Here is a 17,852-nt window from a genome sequence, read left to right on the forward strand (position 1 = left end):
AATCGATTTACCTATAGGCTTCATCCTTACACAAAAACATCATCTTTAAATCAGTTGATAGATCGGGTAGAAAAGGAATCTTCAACTAGATAATACTAGTTACAGCTTACTTTCTTACTCAATGTATACAAAAAAGTGTCTACTTTCTTTTAGCAAGAAATGATATTTATAATAAAGAAAAGGGGAGTGGACGTGTTGGTTTGCGCCAAGGTGATGCTTGTTGAGGATGATTTGGAATGGAGCCGTGGGCTGCAAAAGTATTTTGAAAGTGAAGGCGGGTTTAAAATTGTGTATTGCGTAGACACGAAAGAAGCGTGCCTGTCAGCATTGAAAGAGACTCCGGTGGATATTATTCTGATGGATATTATACTGGGAGATGAATCCTCGGGACTAGATGCCACCCTGGATATTTCACACGAGTATCCGAATATCAAGATTATTATGCTGAGTTCGCTGGATAATGATGATGATACTTTCAACGAAGCATTTCTGAACGGCGCTTATGACTTTGTCTACAAGAGCGAATTCGAACAAGTTCCTGGGATTATTGCTGATGCTATGGTTGACCGTGAAACAAAATACGGACCCAGACTAAAGAAGCTGGTATATGACAAGAAAAAGAAGCTTCTGAATCCGTATGACATTCTGCTGCTGAAGCTGATCCTGGAAGGGAAGACGCAGCAGGAAATTGCGGATATGAGCAGCGTAAGCCTCTCTGCGGTGAAAAAGCATGTCAACCGGGTATTAGGTAAGTTTGAGTGGAAGCGCCCGACAAAAGAGTTGGCTGAGAAATGCCACAAGTGGGGCTTGCTGGACTAGGGGCATGAGCATGGTAATCGGCTTTTTCATACTATTGTTCGTCGTATTGACACCGATCAGTATTTATTTACTCGTAAGCCAGAGAGAGAATCGACTGCTTATATGGGGTGCGCTTATTGTCTTAACAGGGGGCATGAGCGGACTGCAGGTTATATTAGAGAAGCTTGCACTTCCTTACATGCAGTCCGCGGAGGTCAGTAACACCTGGTTAACGGCAGCTTATGTGGTGACGGCCTTTCTGAATATTGTGATCCATACCTTCCCCTACTATCTGATTCTTTTATTTTTTATACAATACGCCGGTTATTCCCAAAGAGTAATTATCGTTGTGCTGCTTGTACCGGTGCTGTTCTCATTTGTCTTCTGCGGGATGTATCCGGCCGCTAAGATGAACTATACTTACATCCTAAGCTGGGGTATCCCCTATCTGCTGGCCTCTGTCGTTCTCTTCATAAAGGGGCTTCTGCAAGTAGAAAAAGGGCTCGTCCCCAAGCTGCAGTATTTTGGAGTAGGGGGCATTTTCTTCGTTCCTGTGGCATTCTTGCTGCTTATGCAATTGGAGGGGATATATTTCAAATCTCCTGTCGACTTGCTTATATTCATTCCGATATTAAGCCTGATCAGCCTGCTGATTGGATTGATTTTATACGTATCTCAGGTATTTGCCCGATTTCAATCGAATACGGTGCTTACCCGAATGCAGGTAGCAACGAGCATGATGCAGCATGCATTCAAGAACGCGATTTCTAAAAATAAATTGTACGCCCTGTCGATTCAACGCAGCTTGGGCTCCAAACAATACGATGCGGCTAACGAACAGCTGGCGAGCTTGCTGAAATCTAATGATCATCTCTTGAGTATGGTGTCAAAGCTCTCGTATTTGACTCAAAGCCGAATTTCCGTCAACGCTGAGCCGACCGATCTGGCTGAATTGTTGGATGAGGTGATTGAGCAATATCAGCTCAGCTTCGTAATCTTTGAGAAACAGTATGAACAAGCCGTTGTGCCCATGGATCGAACACTGATAGCGGAATGTCTTTCGAACATGATTAGCAATGCGATTGAAGGAATGGACGGTCAAGGGCGGATCACGGTTACGGTTGAAAAAATGAAGCGGCACACAAAAGTTACCTTGACAGATACAGGCCGGGGAATGAACAATGAACAGCTGGGAAAGATTTTCGAGCCTTTTTATTCAACGAAGATAAAGTCGGGGCATAACTTTGGTCTCGGCATGTTTCATGTCAAAAAAATCATGAATGCACATCGGGGAAAAGTGAAAGTGACAAGCCAGCCGGGGAAGGGAACAACGGTTTCGCTTGTTCTGCCAATATAACTGATCGAACTGCAAGAGCCTCCATTTTGGAGGCTTTTTTATTTTCACCTTTATGTTGGTGGATGTTTTTTTGTCACCTGTACGACTTATTTTCCTCATGATAGGATTTTAGCGACACAACCCGAATACTGTCGCAATTCCAATACAATTCGTCTTTTTTAAGGAGAGGTGAGGGAGCTTGAAGAGGAGACTTATCATTATTCTTGTTTTTTTGATGGCATTTTCCAATGCTAACCTATTAGAAGCTAATGCTGATAATTATGAAAATGGCTTTCATGCATATGATAATGGTGATGGTACTGTCACTATCTATTGGTATGAAGGCCAAGATAAAGATCTGGTCATTCCCGACACAATAGGAGGCAAAAGCGTAACGGGCATAGGCAATGCATTTTCTAATAAAGGACTCACTTCTGTTGTAATTCCTGATAGTGTAAAAAATATTGGAAATCATGCGTTTTATATTAATGAGCTTACTGATGTCATCATTCCAAGCAGCGTGACGAGTGTTGGGGAAGGGGCATTTTCTAGCAATAAGCTTACCAGCGTATCCATTCCAAACAGTGTAACAACTATAGAAAAAGATACATTTTATTATAATCCACTGACTAATGTAACCATTCCGGATAGTGTGACTACGATAGAAGATTATGCATTTGCCAGTAATCAACTTACTACTTTAATAATTCCCAATAGTGTGACTAGTATAGGGGAAAATGCATTTTCTCAAAATAAGCTTACAACTTTAGAAATTCCCAATAGTGTTGTGAATATAGAAAAGAGTGCATTTGCTAACAATGGGCTGACTGAGGTAGTAATTCCAGATAGCATAACTAGCATAAAAGATTATGTGTTCTATAATAACAAGCTCACCAATGTAACTATTCCAGATAGTGTGACAAGCATTGAGATGTTTGCGTTTAGGCAAAATCAGCTTACCGATGTAACCATTTCAAAGAACGTAAAATCGATAGGTGAGCATGCATTTTCTGACAACTGGCTTAGTGCTATAGCCATTCCAGATCGTGTAACGAACATAGGTAATTATGCATTTACTAACAATCAACTTCAATCTGTAACAATTCCAGATAGCATAACTTGGATTGGAGAAAATGTATTTTCTAACAATCAACTTCAATCTGTAGTGATTCCAAATAGAGTAACTGGTATAGGAAATTATGCATTTCACAATAATCAACTTCAATCTGTAACGCTTCCGGAAAGTGTGACAAGCATAGGAACAAGTGCATTTTCCGAGAATAAGCTCCAAATGATTACAATCCCGGAGAATGTGACTGATATAGGATCTACTGCATTTCATATTAATCAACTGCAATCTGTGAAGATTTTTAATAAAGAAGTGAATTTTGGCGGCTCTTACGTTTTTACAGGTAACCCCAATATAGTCATTTACTCACCATCTGATTCTACGGCTAAGACGTATGCTGAGCAAAATGGACACAAATGGGGAATGTTGTATATCGCTGTTGAAGGGGTGATGACAAGTCATGCAACCCTGAACCTTATCGCCGGTGGAGCGCCAGAAACGCTGACAGCAACGGTGACCCCGGCAAACGCGACGAATAAAAATGTGACATGGGAATCGGGAAACCCGGCAGTAGCGGAAGTCGATGCAAACGGAGTGGTAACACCCAAGTCTGAGGGCGTAACTCTAATCACGGCTACGACGGTGGATGGAAATATATCAGCCAGCAGTGTAGTGTTTGTGGCTCCTGCAGTGAAGGTGACAGGAGTAACGCTGAATCAAGGTAGTTTGAACCTCGTCGTCGGGGGGACGCCAGAGAAGTTAGTAGCAACAGTAGCCCCGGCAGACGCAACGAACCAGGATGTAACCTGGGAATCGAGCAACCCGGCGGTAGCGGAGGTAGATGACAATGGAGTGGTGACGCCGAGGACGGCAGGCACCGCGACGATTACCGTAACGACAGTGGATGGAAATAAAACAGCCAGCAGTGTGGTGACAGTGAGTAATCCGGTCGTAGCTGTGACAGGAGTAACGCTGAATCAAGGCAGTTTGAACCTCATCGCCGGCGGAGCGCCAGAGACGCTGGCAGCAACGGTGACCCCGGTAAATGCGACGAACCAGGATGTGACCTGGGAATCGAGCAATCCGGCGGTAGCGGAGGTAGATGACAATGGAGTGGTGACGCCGAAGACGGCAGGTACCGCAACAATTACCGTTACGACAGTGGATGGAAATAAAACAGCCAGCAGTGTGGTGACAGTGAGTAATCCGGTCGTAGCTGTGACAGGAGTAACGCTGAATCAAGGCAGTTTGAACCTCATCGCCGGTGGAGCGTCAGAGACGCTGGCAGCAACGGTGACCCCGACAGACGCAACGAACCAGGATGTAACCTGGGAATCGAGCAACCCGGCGGTAGCGGACGTAGATGGAAACGGAGTGGTGACGCCGAGGACGGCAGGCACCGCGACGATTACCGTAACGACAGTGGATGGAAATAAAACAGCCAGCAATGTGGTGACAGTGAGTAATCCGGTCGTGAAGGTGACAGGAGTAACGTTGGATCAAGGCAGTTTGAACCTCATCGCCGGTGGAGCGTCAGAGACGCTGATAGCAGCAGTGACCCCGGTAAATGCGACTAACCAGGATGTAGCCTGGTCATCGAGCAACCCGGCGGTAGCGGACGTAGATGGAAACGGAGTGGTGACGCCGAGGACGGCAGGCACCGCAACAATTACCGTTACGACGGTGGATGGTTCTTTTACAGCTGCTGTTACCGTTAATGTACGTCCAAGGCCTTCTTCTGGGGGAGGTGGCGGAGGAGATGGTGGAAGCAATAATCCACCAGCACATTCCACAAATCCAGCCACACCAAAACAAGCTGAGCAGGGATCTGTAAATGCCGAAAATGTGGGAACCACAACGACTACAGTGGTAAATGGGCAAACAAGAACGATAATTTCTGTAGATCCAAAGAACATAGAAGAAAAGCTTGCAGCAGGAGGAATCCGTACGGTTCTTACGATTTCTACAGATACGAAGTCTAATGCATTGGTTGGAGAACTGACTGCACAAATGATTGCAAATATGCAGAAAAAGCAGGCGATAATCGAACTTAAAACAGCAGAAATAACGTATACATTACCTGCACAGCAAGTCAGTATCGAGACGATATCTGGGCTAATCGGAAGGGACATGGACCTGAAAGATATCAAAATACAAATTGAGATTTCGAGACCAGCGTCAGAGACCGTGAAAATTATAGAGAATGCTTCGGAGAAGGGAAACTTTACTGTTTTAATGGAACCTATTAATTTCACCGTCAAAGGTATATACGGAAATGAAACAATCGAAATCTCCACCTTTAAGACATATATAGAAAGAACAATTGCGATTCCGGATGATGTGGCTCCGAACAAAAAAATAACCGGAATTGTGGTAGAGCAAGATGGAACGGTTCGCCATGTGCCCACGAAGATCGTTACTGTAAATGGTAAGCGGTTTGCCCAAATCAATAGCTTGACCAACAGTACGTATGCATTGGTCGAGCATTCTCGAAGATTTACTGATGTGGAGCAGCACTGGGCAAAGGATGCAGTAAACGATATGGGCTCTCGCCTGATCATTAGCGGAGTTGATCATGTTACTTTCAACCCCGATCGGGATATTACACGTGCAGAATTTGCGGCCATTATAATCCGTGCACTGGGCGTTAAGCCTGATGGGAAGGACTCCTTATTCAAAGATGTACAGATGGCGGACTGGTACAGCGGGGCTGTTCAGGCGGCATCGGCTTATAACTTGATTAGCGGTTTTGAAGAGGGCACCTTCCATCCGATGGATAAAATCACCCGGGAACAGGCGATGACCATTATCGCAAGAGCAATGAAGCTCACGGATCTTCAAGCTGCAGGCTCAGCAGAGATGCTGCTCTCGTTTACAGACGCAAGCGATGTGGCTGTGTGGGCAAGGGAGGGGATTGCGGATTGCTTGCAAGTGGGACTTATATCGGGTAGAAGCGGCAAGCGGCTTGCTCCCAAGGAATATATCTCTAGGGCAGAGGCGGCGACCATTGTCCAGCGTCTTTTACAGAAATCCGAGTTAATCAACTAATGGAAAGAGGTATCTTAAAGGCGGTGTATCAAACCGCGATAAGGATACCTCTTTTCATATTTCAAACGGTTGAGTATTTGGTTTAGGTAAACACGCACGAAGCAGCGGAGGGGACGAATCGGTTCCGGTAAAAGCTTTCCGAAGGAAAGCTAGCATCGGGAGCATAAGCTAGAAGCGGAAGCGGTCGCCTAAAAGCTTTCCGAAGGAAAGCTCGCATCGGAAGCATATGCTTTGTCCTCCAGTTTCATCCTTGATAAAAATAGTTCAGGAAATTGGAGGACAAGAGCGATTGAAGGAATGATTCGTACCCGCAGCGCCTACCTAAAGAGAAAGTTAAGCAAAAACAAGATAACAAAAAGAAGCCATCCCACAAATTTGTGGAATGGCTTCTATTATATCGTTTATATCAAGCTGCCGAGAAGTATTGCATAAGCACACCCAGATCTTTGTGGGCAGGGAAGGCGGATAATTGCTTGATGATGGCCTCAGCACGATCCAGCAGCGAGCGGCTGAACTGTTCTGTTTTCTCGAGTGCTTCACTTTGGCGTATCGCATCAAGAACCTCATCGATGTCTCTATCAGGCGATTCCGGACCAATGTTACGGATCATAGCAGATAAGCCAGGGTCTTGTAGGGCATACAGAACAGGAAGAGTGACCTGGCCATGGCGGAGATCGCTTCCGGCGGGTTTACCGAGTGTTTCTGCATCCTGCGTAAAATCCATCAGGTCATCCTTGATCTGAAAATACATCCCCAGGCAATCCCCGAACTCATAGAGCAGGTCTGCCGTCTGCGTGTCACAGCCAGTGGAGAGGGCACCTGTTTTAAGGCAGGTTGCCATAAGCTGCGCTGTTTTATTTCGTGATTTCTCCAGATATTCATCCAGTGTCTGATCGTAATCAAAGGCATGGGCCATCTGTTGATATTCCCCGATACACAGCTGGGTGCTGGCAAGTGAGGACAAGTCATGTACATACCGCTCCTGCTCGGAAGAATACTGAGAGAGCAGCTCGACAATACGCAGTGACATATAATTGCCGATATGGATAGCTTCAGCAACTCCAGTCTTCAAGTGCATGGCAGGCTGTCCCCTCCGCAGATCAGAACGGTCAATCACATCATCATGGATGAGTGAAGCCGCGTGTATGAATTCAGCGGCCGCTGCAAGCTGCAGCTGCTTCCGGCCAACAGGCTTTGATCCGAAACGAGCACCTACGAGCACCATCAGGGGACGAAGACGTTTACCTCCCGAGCGAATTAACTCAAGTACGCTTTTAGCCACAATGGATGAACGGGAAAGGTCCGGATCGTATTTAACAATGTTCTCGATCTCCCGGTTAACCCGATGAATATCCAGGTCCAGTGCTTCGTGCAGTTTCATTTCGGATTCCTCCCCCTACATTGCTTTGCCAGCCTGCTTGTGCTTGAATTCATCACATAGGAACATCTCAAAATATGTTGTCAGCTCTTTATCAATTCTACGGCCTTCCGCCAGAGCAATTTGCTGCCGTTTAAGGATAGGCGACAAATAACTTGCTAAGTCAGTCTCGCGATATTTAACGGCCAGCTGAAGGAAGAAGCTGTATAAATAGTCGCCATCCAGTATACGTTTTGTGAGATCGGGATCGCTATAGGAACAATCCCTATGACGTTCTTGTGCCATATAAAGCAAGGCATAGAGTGCCAGCAGCACAGTCTGGCGTTCAGGCTCCAACTGATGAGGACCCAGCACGTCAGCCATCCGGTTCATATCACGACAAGGGACATCCGGAACGATTCCGGCATCCCTGGACCATTCTTCTTGCAGTAGACGGAAGGTATCGTTCATCAGTCGAGAATTCATAAAGCCCACTCCTTTGAGACGTTTTGCTGAATATAGTTCGTAAATCCTGTAGTTAAAAGCGGAAGTCATATGCAACTAGATATGCATATGACTTCTGCTGATTATCAATATGGTTTCCTAATCGGTATACAAGTACCAACGTTTAACGAAAGGAACCTTCTTCCAACGCTTTTTGAGCCAAGGCAGAACGTAGTAGTCAAGACCAAGCGTGCTTCCAGATCCGCCAATTGTAGCGATCGCAGCGGTGATGAACCACAGCATTTCATAAGGAGCCATACCGGATGTCCAGATCATAACACCCATTGCAATGGTTCCGATGGACGCTACAGCTGTGAACAGACCAGCAATAAGCATCAGACCGAACACGATTTCTGCAGCGACCATACCAACTTGGAATACGGAAGCAAGTGCAGTATAACCGCCGTCAGCAGTATAGAAGAACATATCCATAAATCCGCTGACCATGTTGCTGATGAATCCTGGTACAGGAAGAGCTTGAACAGCATCGCTCGCTGTCGATACAGCAGAAGCAGCCGTTTGTGCATCAACCGTTTGTTGGACAGCTTCTACCGCTTGTGTGGCAGCTGTTACGCCATCTGCCGACGGAGCCGGAGGAATAAGGAAAATCCGGTTCGGATCATCAATAATCTTAAGCATCTTCTCCCAGCCTTCGATCAACCACATAGCACCCAGGTATACACGCAGTGGAACGAGCCAGAAATTCGGGGAACGCTTCGAGAAGTGTCCGCCGAGGAAGCTTCTGCGATTATTTACATGGAAGAACTCATGCATCATATAGGTCCACAATTTATTAAAGCCTGCTACAGTAAACAGGTAGAACATATTAATGAAATGTTTGGACAACATAGCCATAAAGCCGGTTAGCATAAACATCTTATTCGGCAATCCTACATTTGCTACACCATAACGGCTGCCGATGCAGACCATGGTTCCGTGGAAGGATGGCTTGTAGGACTTTTTGGTTCCGCCTGTAATATCAGCATGCAGGTTGTGTGCGATAAGCGGAGCGGCATGCTCGGCATTTTCAACCATCTGAGGTACAGGGCGGGTTTCACCTTCTGGAATGAAGAAGATGTTATCGCCTACGACGTACACATTTTCATGATCGATGCTTTGCAGCTTGTCGTTTGTTACGATACGCTTGCGTCCTTGCTGCTCAAGATCGAGATTTCCAACGAGCTCGGAGCCTTCAACACCGGCAGTCCATACGATGGTGTTCGCAATAATTTCATTGCCTTCTCCGAGAATAACGCGGTCTTCACCAACGCCGGTAATTTTAGCGCCGGTGATAATTTCGACACCCATCTTTTTGAGACGTTTCTCAGATTTAGCGATCAGCTTATCTGGAAGAATCGGAAGAATTTTAGGTGCCATATCTGCAACCACGAGTCGAACTTCGGATTTATCAATATAAAACTCTTTGCACAGTTCGTCACGGAACTCAGCCATTTCGCCGATAAGCTCAACACCGGTGAAGCCGGCGCCTACAACGACGAAGGAGAGTTTGGATTTGCGAATAGCAGGATCCAGTTCTTTAGCCGCTTCACGGAAGCTGTGGCGAATCTGCTCTTTCAAGCGAACAGCATCTTCAAATGACCAGAGGGTAAATGCGTTCTCTTCTGCACCAGGAATCCCGAAGAAGGTTGGCTTACAGCCTGTACCGATAACCAGGTAGTCATATTCATAAACAGCAGTTTCAGAGCTTAGCTTCTTCTCATTAAAATCAATGTTGTTGATTTCATCCAGTACAACATTGACATTTTGACCTGCAAAGATTTTTTTGAGATCAATTTTAACGGAATCTTCCGGAGCGCGATTACATGCTACTTCATGAAGTTCAGTCAGCAAAGTATGATACGGGTTGCGATCTATCAGTGTAATCTGAACTTCTTTACTCTTTTTAAATTTCTTCGCGAGTTTTTTGGCCGTCAGAACGCCGCCATAACCGCCGCCCAACAGGACAATCCTTTTCATTTCTCCACCTCATTAGTTACATTATAAATGCAGAAGCGGGAGTAAACTCCCGTTTCTGCAGGTAGTATGAACTTGCCTTACTTACTTAATTACTTAGCTCCTTCAAGTGCTTTCTCTGCAAGAGTGAAGTATTCTTGAACGCTGATGGAAACGCCGCTGATTGCATCAGTTTTGCCTTCATCGTTGAAGCTTGCGCTGCCTACGCCTTGGTTCTCAAGGAAGAATGCTTGCGCTTTTTGAACTTGCTCATGCCATTCAGCTTGAGCGCCGCCTTTTTCTTTCATGCCATACTTGCCATCTTTGGAGAAGTCTTGTTTGTCTTCGCCATCTTTGTTAACACCGCTGAAGTAAGCTGCAACAACTTTACCGTTAGTTACAGTCAGATCAACAGTAGGCTGCCAGCCGCTTTTTGCATCCATTTCGCCTTCAGCATGATAAGCGCCGTCTTTGTACGGGCCAGCTTCTGTTGGACCAGCTTGCAATGCTTTTTGAGCAAGCTCTACGAATTCGTTAACGGAGATGGAAACGCCGCTGATTGCATCGGTTTTACCTTCATCGTTGAAGGTAATTGCTGCAGGGTCTTGTTTCTCGATCAAGAACTGTTCTGCTTTTTCAGCTTGCTCATGCCATTCAGCTTGAGCGCCGCCTTTTTCCTTCATGCCGTATTCACCGGACTCGGATACGGTTTTCTTGTCTTTACCCGCTTTGATGTTTGAAGCGTTCCAATCCGCAGCAGTAATCTTTCCGCCTTCCACTTTAAGTGTTACGTTGTACTGCCAACCGGATTTTTCATTCATTTCGCCTTGTGCGAAATAATTTCCGTCTTTGTATTCGCCAGCTTTTACATCACTTGCAGGTGCCTCAGTTTGAGTTTGAGATTTGTTTGCATCGGCAGTTTCCGGAGCTTTATCTCCGCAACCTGCAAGCAGACCACCAAGGACCAGAGTACCGGACAAAATAATGGACAATTTCTTTTTCATACAGATGACCTCCACTTTTTTGTTTGAATTTTGGTGAAAAAATTGATATTAAAATGTTGAAACATTTTAACGACGCAAGGGACTACCCGGAATTCGGTATGAAGCATTTTGCCTTATTCCGTTCATTGAAAAATCTGGTTGTGAGGCTTTATACCCGGTAAAAGCTTGAAAGGATGAGTCGTGAAGATTACCTTTCGATGGAATATTAGCATATACGATTAAATATTTATGTGAAAATAATCACTAATTATTTAACACCTGTTTTTTTAAATAAAATTTAATTTTTTCAAAAGAAAATGGTGGATGAAAATTCCGGTTTTTAAGTGAAAGAGAAGAGGATTCAGAAGCAGGTGCCACGGGTAATCGACAAGTATAGAACGCGCCATTATTCAATGATCAGTCACCATTTATACGGAGGAGTGATAGATATGGATAACAACGTATTTAAAGGGAAATGGAATCAGATCAAAGGTGAGGCGAAGAAGCAGTGGGGAAAATTGACGGATGACGATCTGGATGTTGTTGCTGGTGAAAGAGATAAGCTGGTAGGCAAGCTGCAAGAACGTTATGGACATTCCAAGGATGCGGCTGAGCGTGAATATAAGGAATGGTATGCGCGCTTCCGTGATTAAGACGGACGATAAATCATTCGATAGAAGGAGAGTGCGAGGTGTCATGTATAACACCACGGTTGTAACAGGCAAAATTATTGAGATTCGTGATGATCATGTTGTCACATATGAGGGTGACGCAATCAGTACTTATCATATGGGGTATTATTTAATGGCAAATGAGGAGCGGCTCCCCTATGAGGAATACGAGATGAAGACAGAAACAGAAACCGAGACTGAAACAGCGAGGTTTAACGGCTTATTTCGCAGAGAATGGAAGCCTGTTATATCCATGCTAGCCCTCTGGAGGAAAAGAGAACGTCATGCATAATCAAGAAAAATAAAGGATGCTGCTTATCAAAGCGGTATCCTTTTATTTATGCAATTTTTTGATGCACAAGCGGAATCTAACAATAATTTCTCTACCTTATTGACAGTGGGTATTGCGGGTGTAGAATGGGGTCAAAGAGAGTTTTTTCATCCATTATAAGTCATCGAAGGAGTGTATCCCCATCAAGGTTGTAAGAGTTATGCACAGACCGAATCGGCTGATTTCCAATCAGCGCAAACACTTGCTCACAGCCACCTGGGAAGGCGTCCCCGCCGTCATTTACCAGACCCTGCTTGGAGGCCCCTTTCTAACAGGTTATTTGCTTTATTTAGGTGCTGAATCAAGAGAAGTTGGATTTGTGCTTGCCGTCACTACGTTTTTTAACATTATTCAGATTTGGGCTGCATATTTGATTCAAAGGTTACAGTACAGGAAGAAAACATTAATTGTGTTCACCATCTTAAACCGGTTGATGTGGGGTGCAACAGGGGTCATACCGTTTGTATTTGATGAAAAATGGTGGATTCCTACGTTTCTGGTCTTATACATGGGAGCTTTTATTGCCGGTACGGTATCAGGAATGCTCTGGACTTCGATTATTAGTGACATGGTTCCGGCCAAGGTCCGTGGACGTTACTTCGGTATCCGCAATACGATACTGAATGCTCTAGGTGCAGTCGTTCTGTTTGTAGGTGGAATGATTCTGGATCGATATCCGGGAGGAATGGGATTTTTGATCCTGTTCATTATTGCCTGGATTGCGATTGCAGCGAATTTAACGATATTCTTTTGGTATCCCGACCCACCATTTGAACGCTCGAAAGAACAAAAGTTCTGGCCGATGGTAAGAAAGCCGCTTTCGGACCAGCCGTTTATAAAATCTACATTGTTTCTAGGTGTTTGGTTGTTCTTGCAAACGCTTGTTGTTCCGCTCTATTCTTATGCTATGCTGGATGTGCATCATATTTCTTATTCCGTTGTTTCGATTATGACAGTGGTTCAGACGGCAATCATGATGATGGGGTTCTATATATGGGGGAATCTGAACGCACGCTTCAGCAACCGTACCTTACTGTATTGGACCCTCCCGATCATTGCTTTGTCCTGCTTGTCTTGGGGACTATTGTCGGTTCTACCGCTTATCCCCGTACTAGTTCTGTCTCATATGTTGTTAGGTGCCGGCATTGGGGGGTTCAATCAACTTGCATTTAACTTTATGATTGGAGATACACCGAAGGGTGAACGTCCGATGTTCATAGCGATGTATTCAGCTATCACGGGATTAGCCTCATTTTTGGGTCCTGTGATCGGAGGACAGGTGTTTAAACTGTTGGAGGGAATGCCGGGCTGGATTCAGCAATATGGATTTCAGACATTGGTCGGAATGGTTATGCTGCTGACGGCAGCTACGTTTGGCCGTAAAGTGCTTCGTACCGCGTAGACCATAAGAGTTAAGGGATATATCTGTTATTAGGACAAAAAGGGGGAGCTTCCATGGGAATGACTGCACTGGTTATGGGAGCTACAGGATTGGTGGGACGGCTGGTGACAGAGGAACTGCTTCATCGTAATTTCATGGATGAGGTGAGACTGCTGGTCAGGCGTCCGGTAGACATGGTCCATCCCAAATTGAAGGTGATTCATACCGATTGGGACAAGCTGCAGCATGATAAAGAAGCATTTCAGGGAGTAGATAGTGTATTTTGCTGTCTGGGAACAACCATCCGAAAGGCTGGCTCACAGGAGCAGTTTCGAAAGGTTGACTTTGAGTACGTGCTGACCGGAGCCAGGTTAGCCAAGCTCGGAGAGGTTCGTCAATTTCTGGCCATAAGCAGTATGGGGGCTGATCCCAAATCCAAAGTGTTTTACAACCGTGTAAAAGGAGAGATGGAAGAGGCGTTATGCGGGCTTCAGCTGCCGGGGCTTCATCTGTTTCGTCCATCGCTCCTGCTAGGAGATCGGAACGAGAGACGCTTTGCGGAGGGCATCGCTTCCGTACTGATGACCAAGCTTGATTTTGCATTTACAGGAAGGCTTGCTTCAATCCGGGCCATACCAGCGGCTAAGGTGGCAAGGGCCATGGTTAATATTTCAATAACGAATACTAGAGGAAATCATGTATATCCTAACGAAGTTATTCATGTACTGGGAGAGACGATTGCTTAGGGATGACGATGGAATAAGAAACAGGATTGATGGGGAGGAGAATACATATGGCTAAAAACATAATATCCACGACGAACGCCCCGGGAGCTATTGGACCTTACAGCCAAGGCGTTGAGGTTGGTGGACTGGTCTATACCTCGGGACAGCTTGGACTCAACCCGGAAACAGGGCAGTTTGGCGAGGGAGTGGCTGAGCAGACGCGCTTCTCTCTGAACAATGTAAAAGCGATTTTGGAAGCGGCAGGAGCCTCACTGGATCAGGTTGTGAAAACGACTGTGTTCTTGAAGGACATGAACGATTTTGCCGCAATGAACGAGGTTTATGGAAGTTTCTTCGCAGAGCCATATCCGGCACGGAGTGCGGTTGAGGTTGCGCGTCTTCCGAAGGATGGTCTTGTTGAAATTGAAGTCATAGCTGTCAAGCCATAAATTCGTCTCACATGAAAAAAAGCTGTCTGGCTTTTCGATCCGATATGGATTGAAGCCCAAGACAGCTTTTTTTTGTTTAGTCGCGCGCCCGATTGCGTGCGAAGAACAGCCAGACGGAGTAGATGAACAGGATGGCTGCCACAATGAAGGCCGTAAGAAGAATCAGGTCTGTTTCCTTATGCTCCACGGCAATAGCAATGTAAGCCCAGACAAATATCAGGGGAAGGATGCTGTCGCGTGATGGAAAGCTGATCAGAAGAGCCAGTAATCCTCCAATACAGAGCAGGGCAATGCTCCAGCCAAGCTCTGTAAGTCCAAGCGGAGACCATCCATTCTTATGAATCACAATGCCGACATTGACCAGAAAGGCTGCGGATATCCAGCCGAGATAAATACTGAACGGAAGTCTGACCAGCAGCGTTTCGCCAGTCGTAGGAAAGCTTATTCTGCGTGTTCTGCGGTAGATGACACCAACAGAGAGCACTAGCAGCAGCATAGCAATAACAGACCATTCAATATAAAGATAATGCCATAGGAATAGCCATGCCATGTTAAAGACACAGCTGAGAATAAACCAGATGCCGACGGAGAGTACAGAATCCCGTGTTCCGGTATCCCGGCGCAGCTGATAGATTGTAAATCCGCCAAGCAGTATATAGATGACAGTCCAGATCATAAAGGCATAGCCGGCAGGAGTCATAAGGATGTAGAACTGATCCGATATTTCTCCGGTGCTTCTTCCTCCCAGGGGGAGTAGATTAGATAAGATATTGACAGTGATCACAGCTATAAAAGCGAGCACATTCCACCATCGATAAGAATTGGTACGGTACACCCTATCGCCTCCTCAAATATGTATGAATGATCTTATGAAGAATAAAATTCTCCTATTCACTTTTTATCTATATTGAATATACCCCATTTCCTCGAGGTCAAGCCTGTTAATGCGGCTAATTGACCTTAAGCCAGCAGGATGGTGACTGATTCATGTAACTCGGTGTTGTTTAATGGGTTGTGTAATAGAATGCTCTATTGTTCCAGTAGAGGAAGGGTATTCCTATCCCTGAAAGGGAGGTTTCTGCTAGCTTTCTTTATCAGGGCAATGGTACATATCGATCAAAAAATTCAACAAAATGGGAAGGGAGAGGACAGAATGAAGCGGCGGAATACAGCTTCTCGGTGGATTCAGCAGATTGTCTTCGTAGGACCTTCTGCCATCTTTTTCGTCCTGATTATGATCATTCCGTTTCTGCTTGGCTTGTATTATTCCTTTACGAATTGGAACGGGGTATCTGCACAGGTGAAATGGGTCGGGTTCGACAACTTCATCACGATCTTTACGAATGATGCCAAGTTTCGCAACGCCTTCAGCTTTACGGCTCGATTTATGCTGCTGGGGGTTATATTTACGAATCTTTTAGGATTTTTTCTGGCTTATTTCCTGACGAAGCCTTTAAAGACACGAAATGTGCTCCGGACGATTTTCTTTATGCCGAACGTGATCGGTGGTCTGCTGCTCGGCTTCATATGGCAGTTCATTTTTGTAAAGGGATTCGCTGCTATCGGCAAAATGACGGATATTCACTTCTTCACACTTCCTTGGCTGGGAACAAAAGAAACCGCTTTCTGGGCCATCGTTATTGTGTTTGTGTGGCAAACTGCAGGCTATTTAATGGTGATCTATATTTCTTCGCTCAATAACGTGCCGGGGGATATTTTGGAGGCAGCCGAAATCGACGGTGCCAGCCGCGGTCAGGTGCTTCGAAATATAATTCTGCCGCTTGTGATGCCAGCCGTTACGGTGTGCTTGTTCCTGGCAATATCCTGGTCATTCAAAATGTTTGATCTGAATCTGTCGCTGACGAAGGGTGGGCCTTTCGGATCGACGGAATCTGTTGCTATGAACATATACAATGAAGCCTTTACGAACAATCGTCTGGGACTCGGAACGGCGAAAGCGGTTATCTTCTTCATCGTTGTTGCGATCATCACAAGCCTTCAGGTCCGATTTACAAAGAGCAGGGAGGTAGAGGCTTGATGGATACGATTCGGAAATACCGTGCAGGAACGTTGATCACGGAGCTGATTATGATTCTTGTCGGCCTTCTCTTTCTCGTTCCGTTCTACTTTCTATTCGTGAATTCGGTCAAGACGTTTGGTAATCTGCTTACCGATTCCGCCGGTCTGCCGGTAACCGTGGAGTGGACAAACTACTCCCGCGCCTGGACGATTACAAGGTTTCCGACAGCGCTTATGAACTCCCTCATCGTGACGGTTGTAAGCGTCCTTCTGCTTGCCTTGTTCAGTGCCATGACTGCGTATCAGATGGTCCGGCGGGATACCCGGTTTAATCGAATTCTCTTCTCGATGTTTGTGGCAGCGATGGTTATTCCGTTTCAGTCCATCATGATTCCGCTCGTAAAAGTAACCTCCTCGATTGGCCTCGGCAACAGCTTGTATGGCCTCATCATCTGTTACTTGGGGTTCGGAGTCCCGCTCAGTGTATTCCTGTTTCACGGCTTTACGAAGTCCATTCCGCTGGAGATTGAGGAAGCGGCAACCGTGGACGGTTCAAGTCCGTATGGCGTATTCTTTCGGGTCGTATTTCCGCTCATGAAACCGATGTTTGTGACGGTCATTATCTTAAACACCCTTTGGATCTGGAATGACTATCTGCTGCCGTCCCTTATTTTGACCTCAGCAGAGCTGCGTACGATCCCGATTGCGACATTTGCCTTCTTCGGACAATATACGAAACAGTGGGATTTGGCCTTACCGGCCTTGGTGCTCGGCATTACTCCGGTGATTATCTTTTTCTTGATCATGCAGAAATATATTATCGAGGGAATTACAGCAGGAGCTGTGAAAGGATAAAGCTTTACAGAGAACACCATTCTTACTTTTATATATTCTAAAAAAAGGGAGGAATCATAAATGAGAAAATTTAGTAAGCTTGCCTTGATTATGGTGCTCGCATTGTCCACGCTTCTGGCCGGATGCGGTTCGAAGAATGATGGAAAGGAAGCTGGAGAAGGCGGGAGCGGAACCAAAACGCTGAAGATTTTCCAATTCAAAGTGGAAATTGCTGAGGCGATGAATAAAATGAAGGAAGAGTATGAGAAGGAGCATCCAGGCATCAAGCTGGACATACAGACAGTAGGCGGCGGCTCGGATTATGGTGCTGCACTGAAAGCGAAGTTTCAATCCGGGGAAGAGCCTGATGTATTTAATGTCGGCGGGTACAGGG

General features: G+C 45.6%; 16 protein-coding genes. 11 read left to right on the forward strand and 5 right to left on the reverse strand.

Annotated features, from left to right (window positions below; translation table 11 throughout):
* The first annotated feature begins 192 nt into the window (after positions 1-192).
* The 3 genes from BN1234_RS14705 to BN1234_RS14715 all read left to right on the forward strand — a co-directional run bounded on the left by BN1234_RS14705 (position 193) and on the right by BN1234_RS14715 (position 6,251).
* Positions 193-819 carry a response regulator gene (locus BN1234_RS14705; RefSeq protein ID WP_170308054.1) on the forward strand — a complete coding sequence of 209 codons (627 nt, stop codon included), beginning with the start codon at positions 193-195 and terminating at the stop codon, positions 817-819.
* 10 nt (positions 820-829) lie between these two features.
* Complete coding sequence (locus BN1234_RS14710; RefSeq protein ID WP_054957421.1) at positions 830-2,155, forward strand: sensor histidine kinase; 1,326 nt, start codon at positions 830-832, stop codon at positions 2,153-2,155.
* 178 nt (positions 2,156-2,333) lie between these two features.
* Positions 2,334-6,251 (forward strand): leucine-rich repeat protein, encoded by a 3,918-nt coding sequence (locus BN1234_RS14715; RefSeq protein WP_054957422.1) that lies wholly within the window; start codon positions 2,334-2,336, stop codon positions 6,249-6,251.
* Between the two features lie 406 nt (positions 6,252-6,657).
* Here the strand turns inward: BN1234_RS14715 and BN1234_RS14720 are convergent, their stop codons facing one another.
* The 4 genes from BN1234_RS14720 to BN1234_RS14735 all read right to left on the reverse strand — a co-directional run bounded on the left by BN1234_RS14720 (position 6,658) and on the right by BN1234_RS14735 (position 11,069).
* The gene (locus tag BN1234_RS14720; RefSeq protein ID WP_054957423.1) at positions 6,658-7,632 is read right to left on the reverse strand and encodes a polyprenyl synthetase family protein; all 975 of its coding nucleotides are present in this window, start codon (positions 7,630-7,632) and stop codon (positions 6,658-6,660) included.
* Between the two features lie 15 nt (positions 7,633-7,647).
* Complete coding sequence (locus BN1234_RS14725) at positions 7,648-8,094, reverse strand: hypothetical protein (protein ID WP_054957424.1); 447 nt, start codon at positions 8,092-8,094, stop codon at positions 7,648-7,650.
* A 117-nt stretch (positions 8,095-8,211) separates the two neighbouring features.
* Entirely contained in the window at positions 8,212-10,089 is a 1,878-nt protein-coding gene (locus BN1234_RS14730) for an FAD-dependent oxidoreductase (RefSeq protein ID WP_054957425.1), read from the reverse strand.
* A gap of 89 nt (positions 10,090-10,178) precedes the next feature.
* Complete coding sequence (locus BN1234_RS14735) at positions 10,179-11,069, reverse strand: FMN-binding protein (RefSeq protein ID WP_054957426.1); 891 nt, start codon at positions 11,067-11,069, stop codon at positions 10,179-10,181.
* 428 nt (positions 11,070-11,497) lie between these two features.
* On the opposite strand from BN1234_RS14735, the gene BN1234_RS14740 reads away from it, so the two are divergent.
* From BN1234_RS14740 to BN1234_RS14760, 5 genes are all read left to right on the forward strand, one after another.
* The gene (locus BN1234_RS14740; RefSeq protein WP_054957427.1) at positions 11,498-11,701 is read left to right on the forward strand and encodes a CsbD family protein; all 204 of its coding nucleotides are present in this window, start codon (positions 11,498-11,500) and stop codon (positions 11,699-11,701) included.
* Between the two features lie 43 nt (positions 11,702-11,744).
* The gene (locus tag BN1234_RS14745) at positions 11,745-12,011 is read left to right on the forward strand and encodes a hypothetical protein (RefSeq protein ID WP_054957428.1); all 267 of its coding nucleotides are present in this window, start codon (positions 11,745-11,747) and stop codon (positions 12,009-12,011) included.
* Between the two features lie 199 nt (positions 12,012-12,210).
* On the forward strand, positions 12,211-13,452 hold the full coding sequence (locus tag BN1234_RS14750) for an MFS transporter (protein WP_054957429.1): 1,242 nt from the start codon (positions 12,211-12,213) through the stop codon (positions 13,450-13,452).
* Between the two features lie 53 nt (positions 13,453-13,505).
* Positions 13,506-14,177 carry an NAD(P)H-binding protein gene (locus BN1234_RS14755; protein WP_054957430.1) on the forward strand — a complete coding sequence of 224 codons (672 nt, stop codon included), beginning with the start codon at positions 13,506-13,508 and terminating at the stop codon, positions 14,175-14,177.
* Positions 14,178-14,224: 47 nt separating this feature from the next.
* Entirely contained in the window at positions 14,225-14,605 is a 381-nt protein-coding gene (locus BN1234_RS14760) for a RidA family protein (RefSeq protein ID WP_054957431.1), read from the forward strand.
* 76 nt (positions 14,606-14,681) lie between these two features.
* Here the strand turns inward: BN1234_RS14760 and BN1234_RS14765 are convergent, their stop codons facing one another.
* Positions 14,682-15,440 carry a TspO-related membrane protein gene (locus BN1234_RS14765; protein WP_054957432.1) on the reverse strand — a complete coding sequence of 253 codons (759 nt, stop codon included), beginning with the start codon at positions 15,438-15,440 and terminating at the stop codon, positions 14,682-14,684.
* Between the two features lie 318 nt (positions 15,441-15,758).
* Between BN1234_RS14765 and BN1234_RS14770 the strand changes: the two genes are divergently transcribed.
* From BN1234_RS14770 to BN1234_RS14780, 3 genes are all read left to right on the forward strand, one after another.
* Positions 15,759-16,643, forward strand: coding sequence for a carbohydrate ABC transporter permease (locus tag BN1234_RS14770; protein ID WP_054957435.1), 885 nt, complete (start codon positions 15,759-15,761; stop codon positions 16,641-16,643).
* Entirely contained in the window at positions 16,643-17,479 is an 837-nt protein-coding gene (locus tag BN1234_RS14775; RefSeq protein ID WP_054957433.1) for a carbohydrate ABC transporter permease, read from the forward strand. Before BN1234_RS14770 ends, BN1234_RS14775 begins: the two co-directional genes overlap by 1 nt.
* A gap of 60 nt (positions 17,480-17,539) precedes the next feature.
* Positions 17,540-17,852 (forward strand): ABC transporter substrate-binding protein (locus tag BN1234_RS14780; protein WP_156337225.1); only part of this gene is annotated, 313 nt, incomplete at its 3' end.

Origin of the sequence: Paenibacillus dakarensis, from assembly GCF_001373415.1 — a bacterium.
Lineage (GTDB): Bacteria > Bacillota > Bacilli > Paenibacillales > Paenibacillaceae > Paenibacillus_AQ > Paenibacillus_AQ dakarensis.

What these genes read in the sequence shown, in the direction of transcription:
- BN1234_RS14745 (WP_054957428.1), top strand. Translation starts at nt 11,745, where the DNA reads ATGTATAACACCACGGTTGTAACAGGCAAAATTATTGAGATTCGTGAT.
- BN1234_RS14735 (WP_054957426.1), bottom strand. Translation starts at nt 11,069, where the DNA reads ATGAAAAAGAAATTGTCCATTATTTTGTCCGGTACTCTGGTCCTTGGT.
- BN1234_RS14740 (WP_054957427.1), top strand. Translation starts at nt 11,498, where the DNA reads ATGGATAACAACGTATTTAAAGGGAAATGGAATCAGATCAAAGGTGAG.
- BN1234_RS14725 (WP_054957424.1), bottom strand. Translation starts at nt 8,094, where the DNA reads ATGAATTCTCGACTGATGAACGATACCTTCCGTCTACTGCAAGAAGAA.
- BN1234_RS14750 (WP_054957429.1), top strand. Translation starts at nt 12,211, where the DNA reads ATGCACAGACCGAATCGGCTGATTTCCAATCAGCGCAAACACTTGCTC.
- BN1234_RS14755 (WP_054957430.1), top strand. Translation starts at nt 13,506, where the DNA reads ATGGGAATGACTGCACTGGTTATGGGAGCTACAGGATTGGTGGGACGG.
- BN1234_RS14720 (WP_054957423.1), bottom strand. Translation starts at nt 7,632, where the DNA reads ATGAAACTGCACGAAGCACTGGACCTGGATATTCATCGGGTTAACCGG.
- BN1234_RS14770 (WP_054957435.1), top strand. Translation starts at nt 15,759, where the DNA reads ATGAAGCGGCGGAATACAGCTTCTCGGTGGATTCAGCAGATTGTCTTC.
- BN1234_RS14760 (WP_054957431.1), top strand. Translation starts at nt 14,225, where the DNA reads ATGGCTAAAAACATAATATCCACGACGAACGCCCCGGGAGCTATTGGA.
- BN1234_RS14730 (WP_054957425.1), bottom strand. Translation starts at nt 10,089, where the DNA reads ATGAAAAGGATTGTCCTGTTGGGCGGCGGTTATGGCGGCGTTCTGACG.
- BN1234_RS14775 (WP_054957433.1), top strand. Translation starts at nt 16,643, where the DNA reads ATGGATACGATTCGGAAATACCGTGCAGGAACGTTGATCACGGAGCTG.
- BN1234_RS14710 (WP_054957421.1), top strand. Translation starts at nt 830, where the DNA reads ATGGTAATCGGCTTTTTCATACTATTGTTCGTCGTATTGACACCGATC.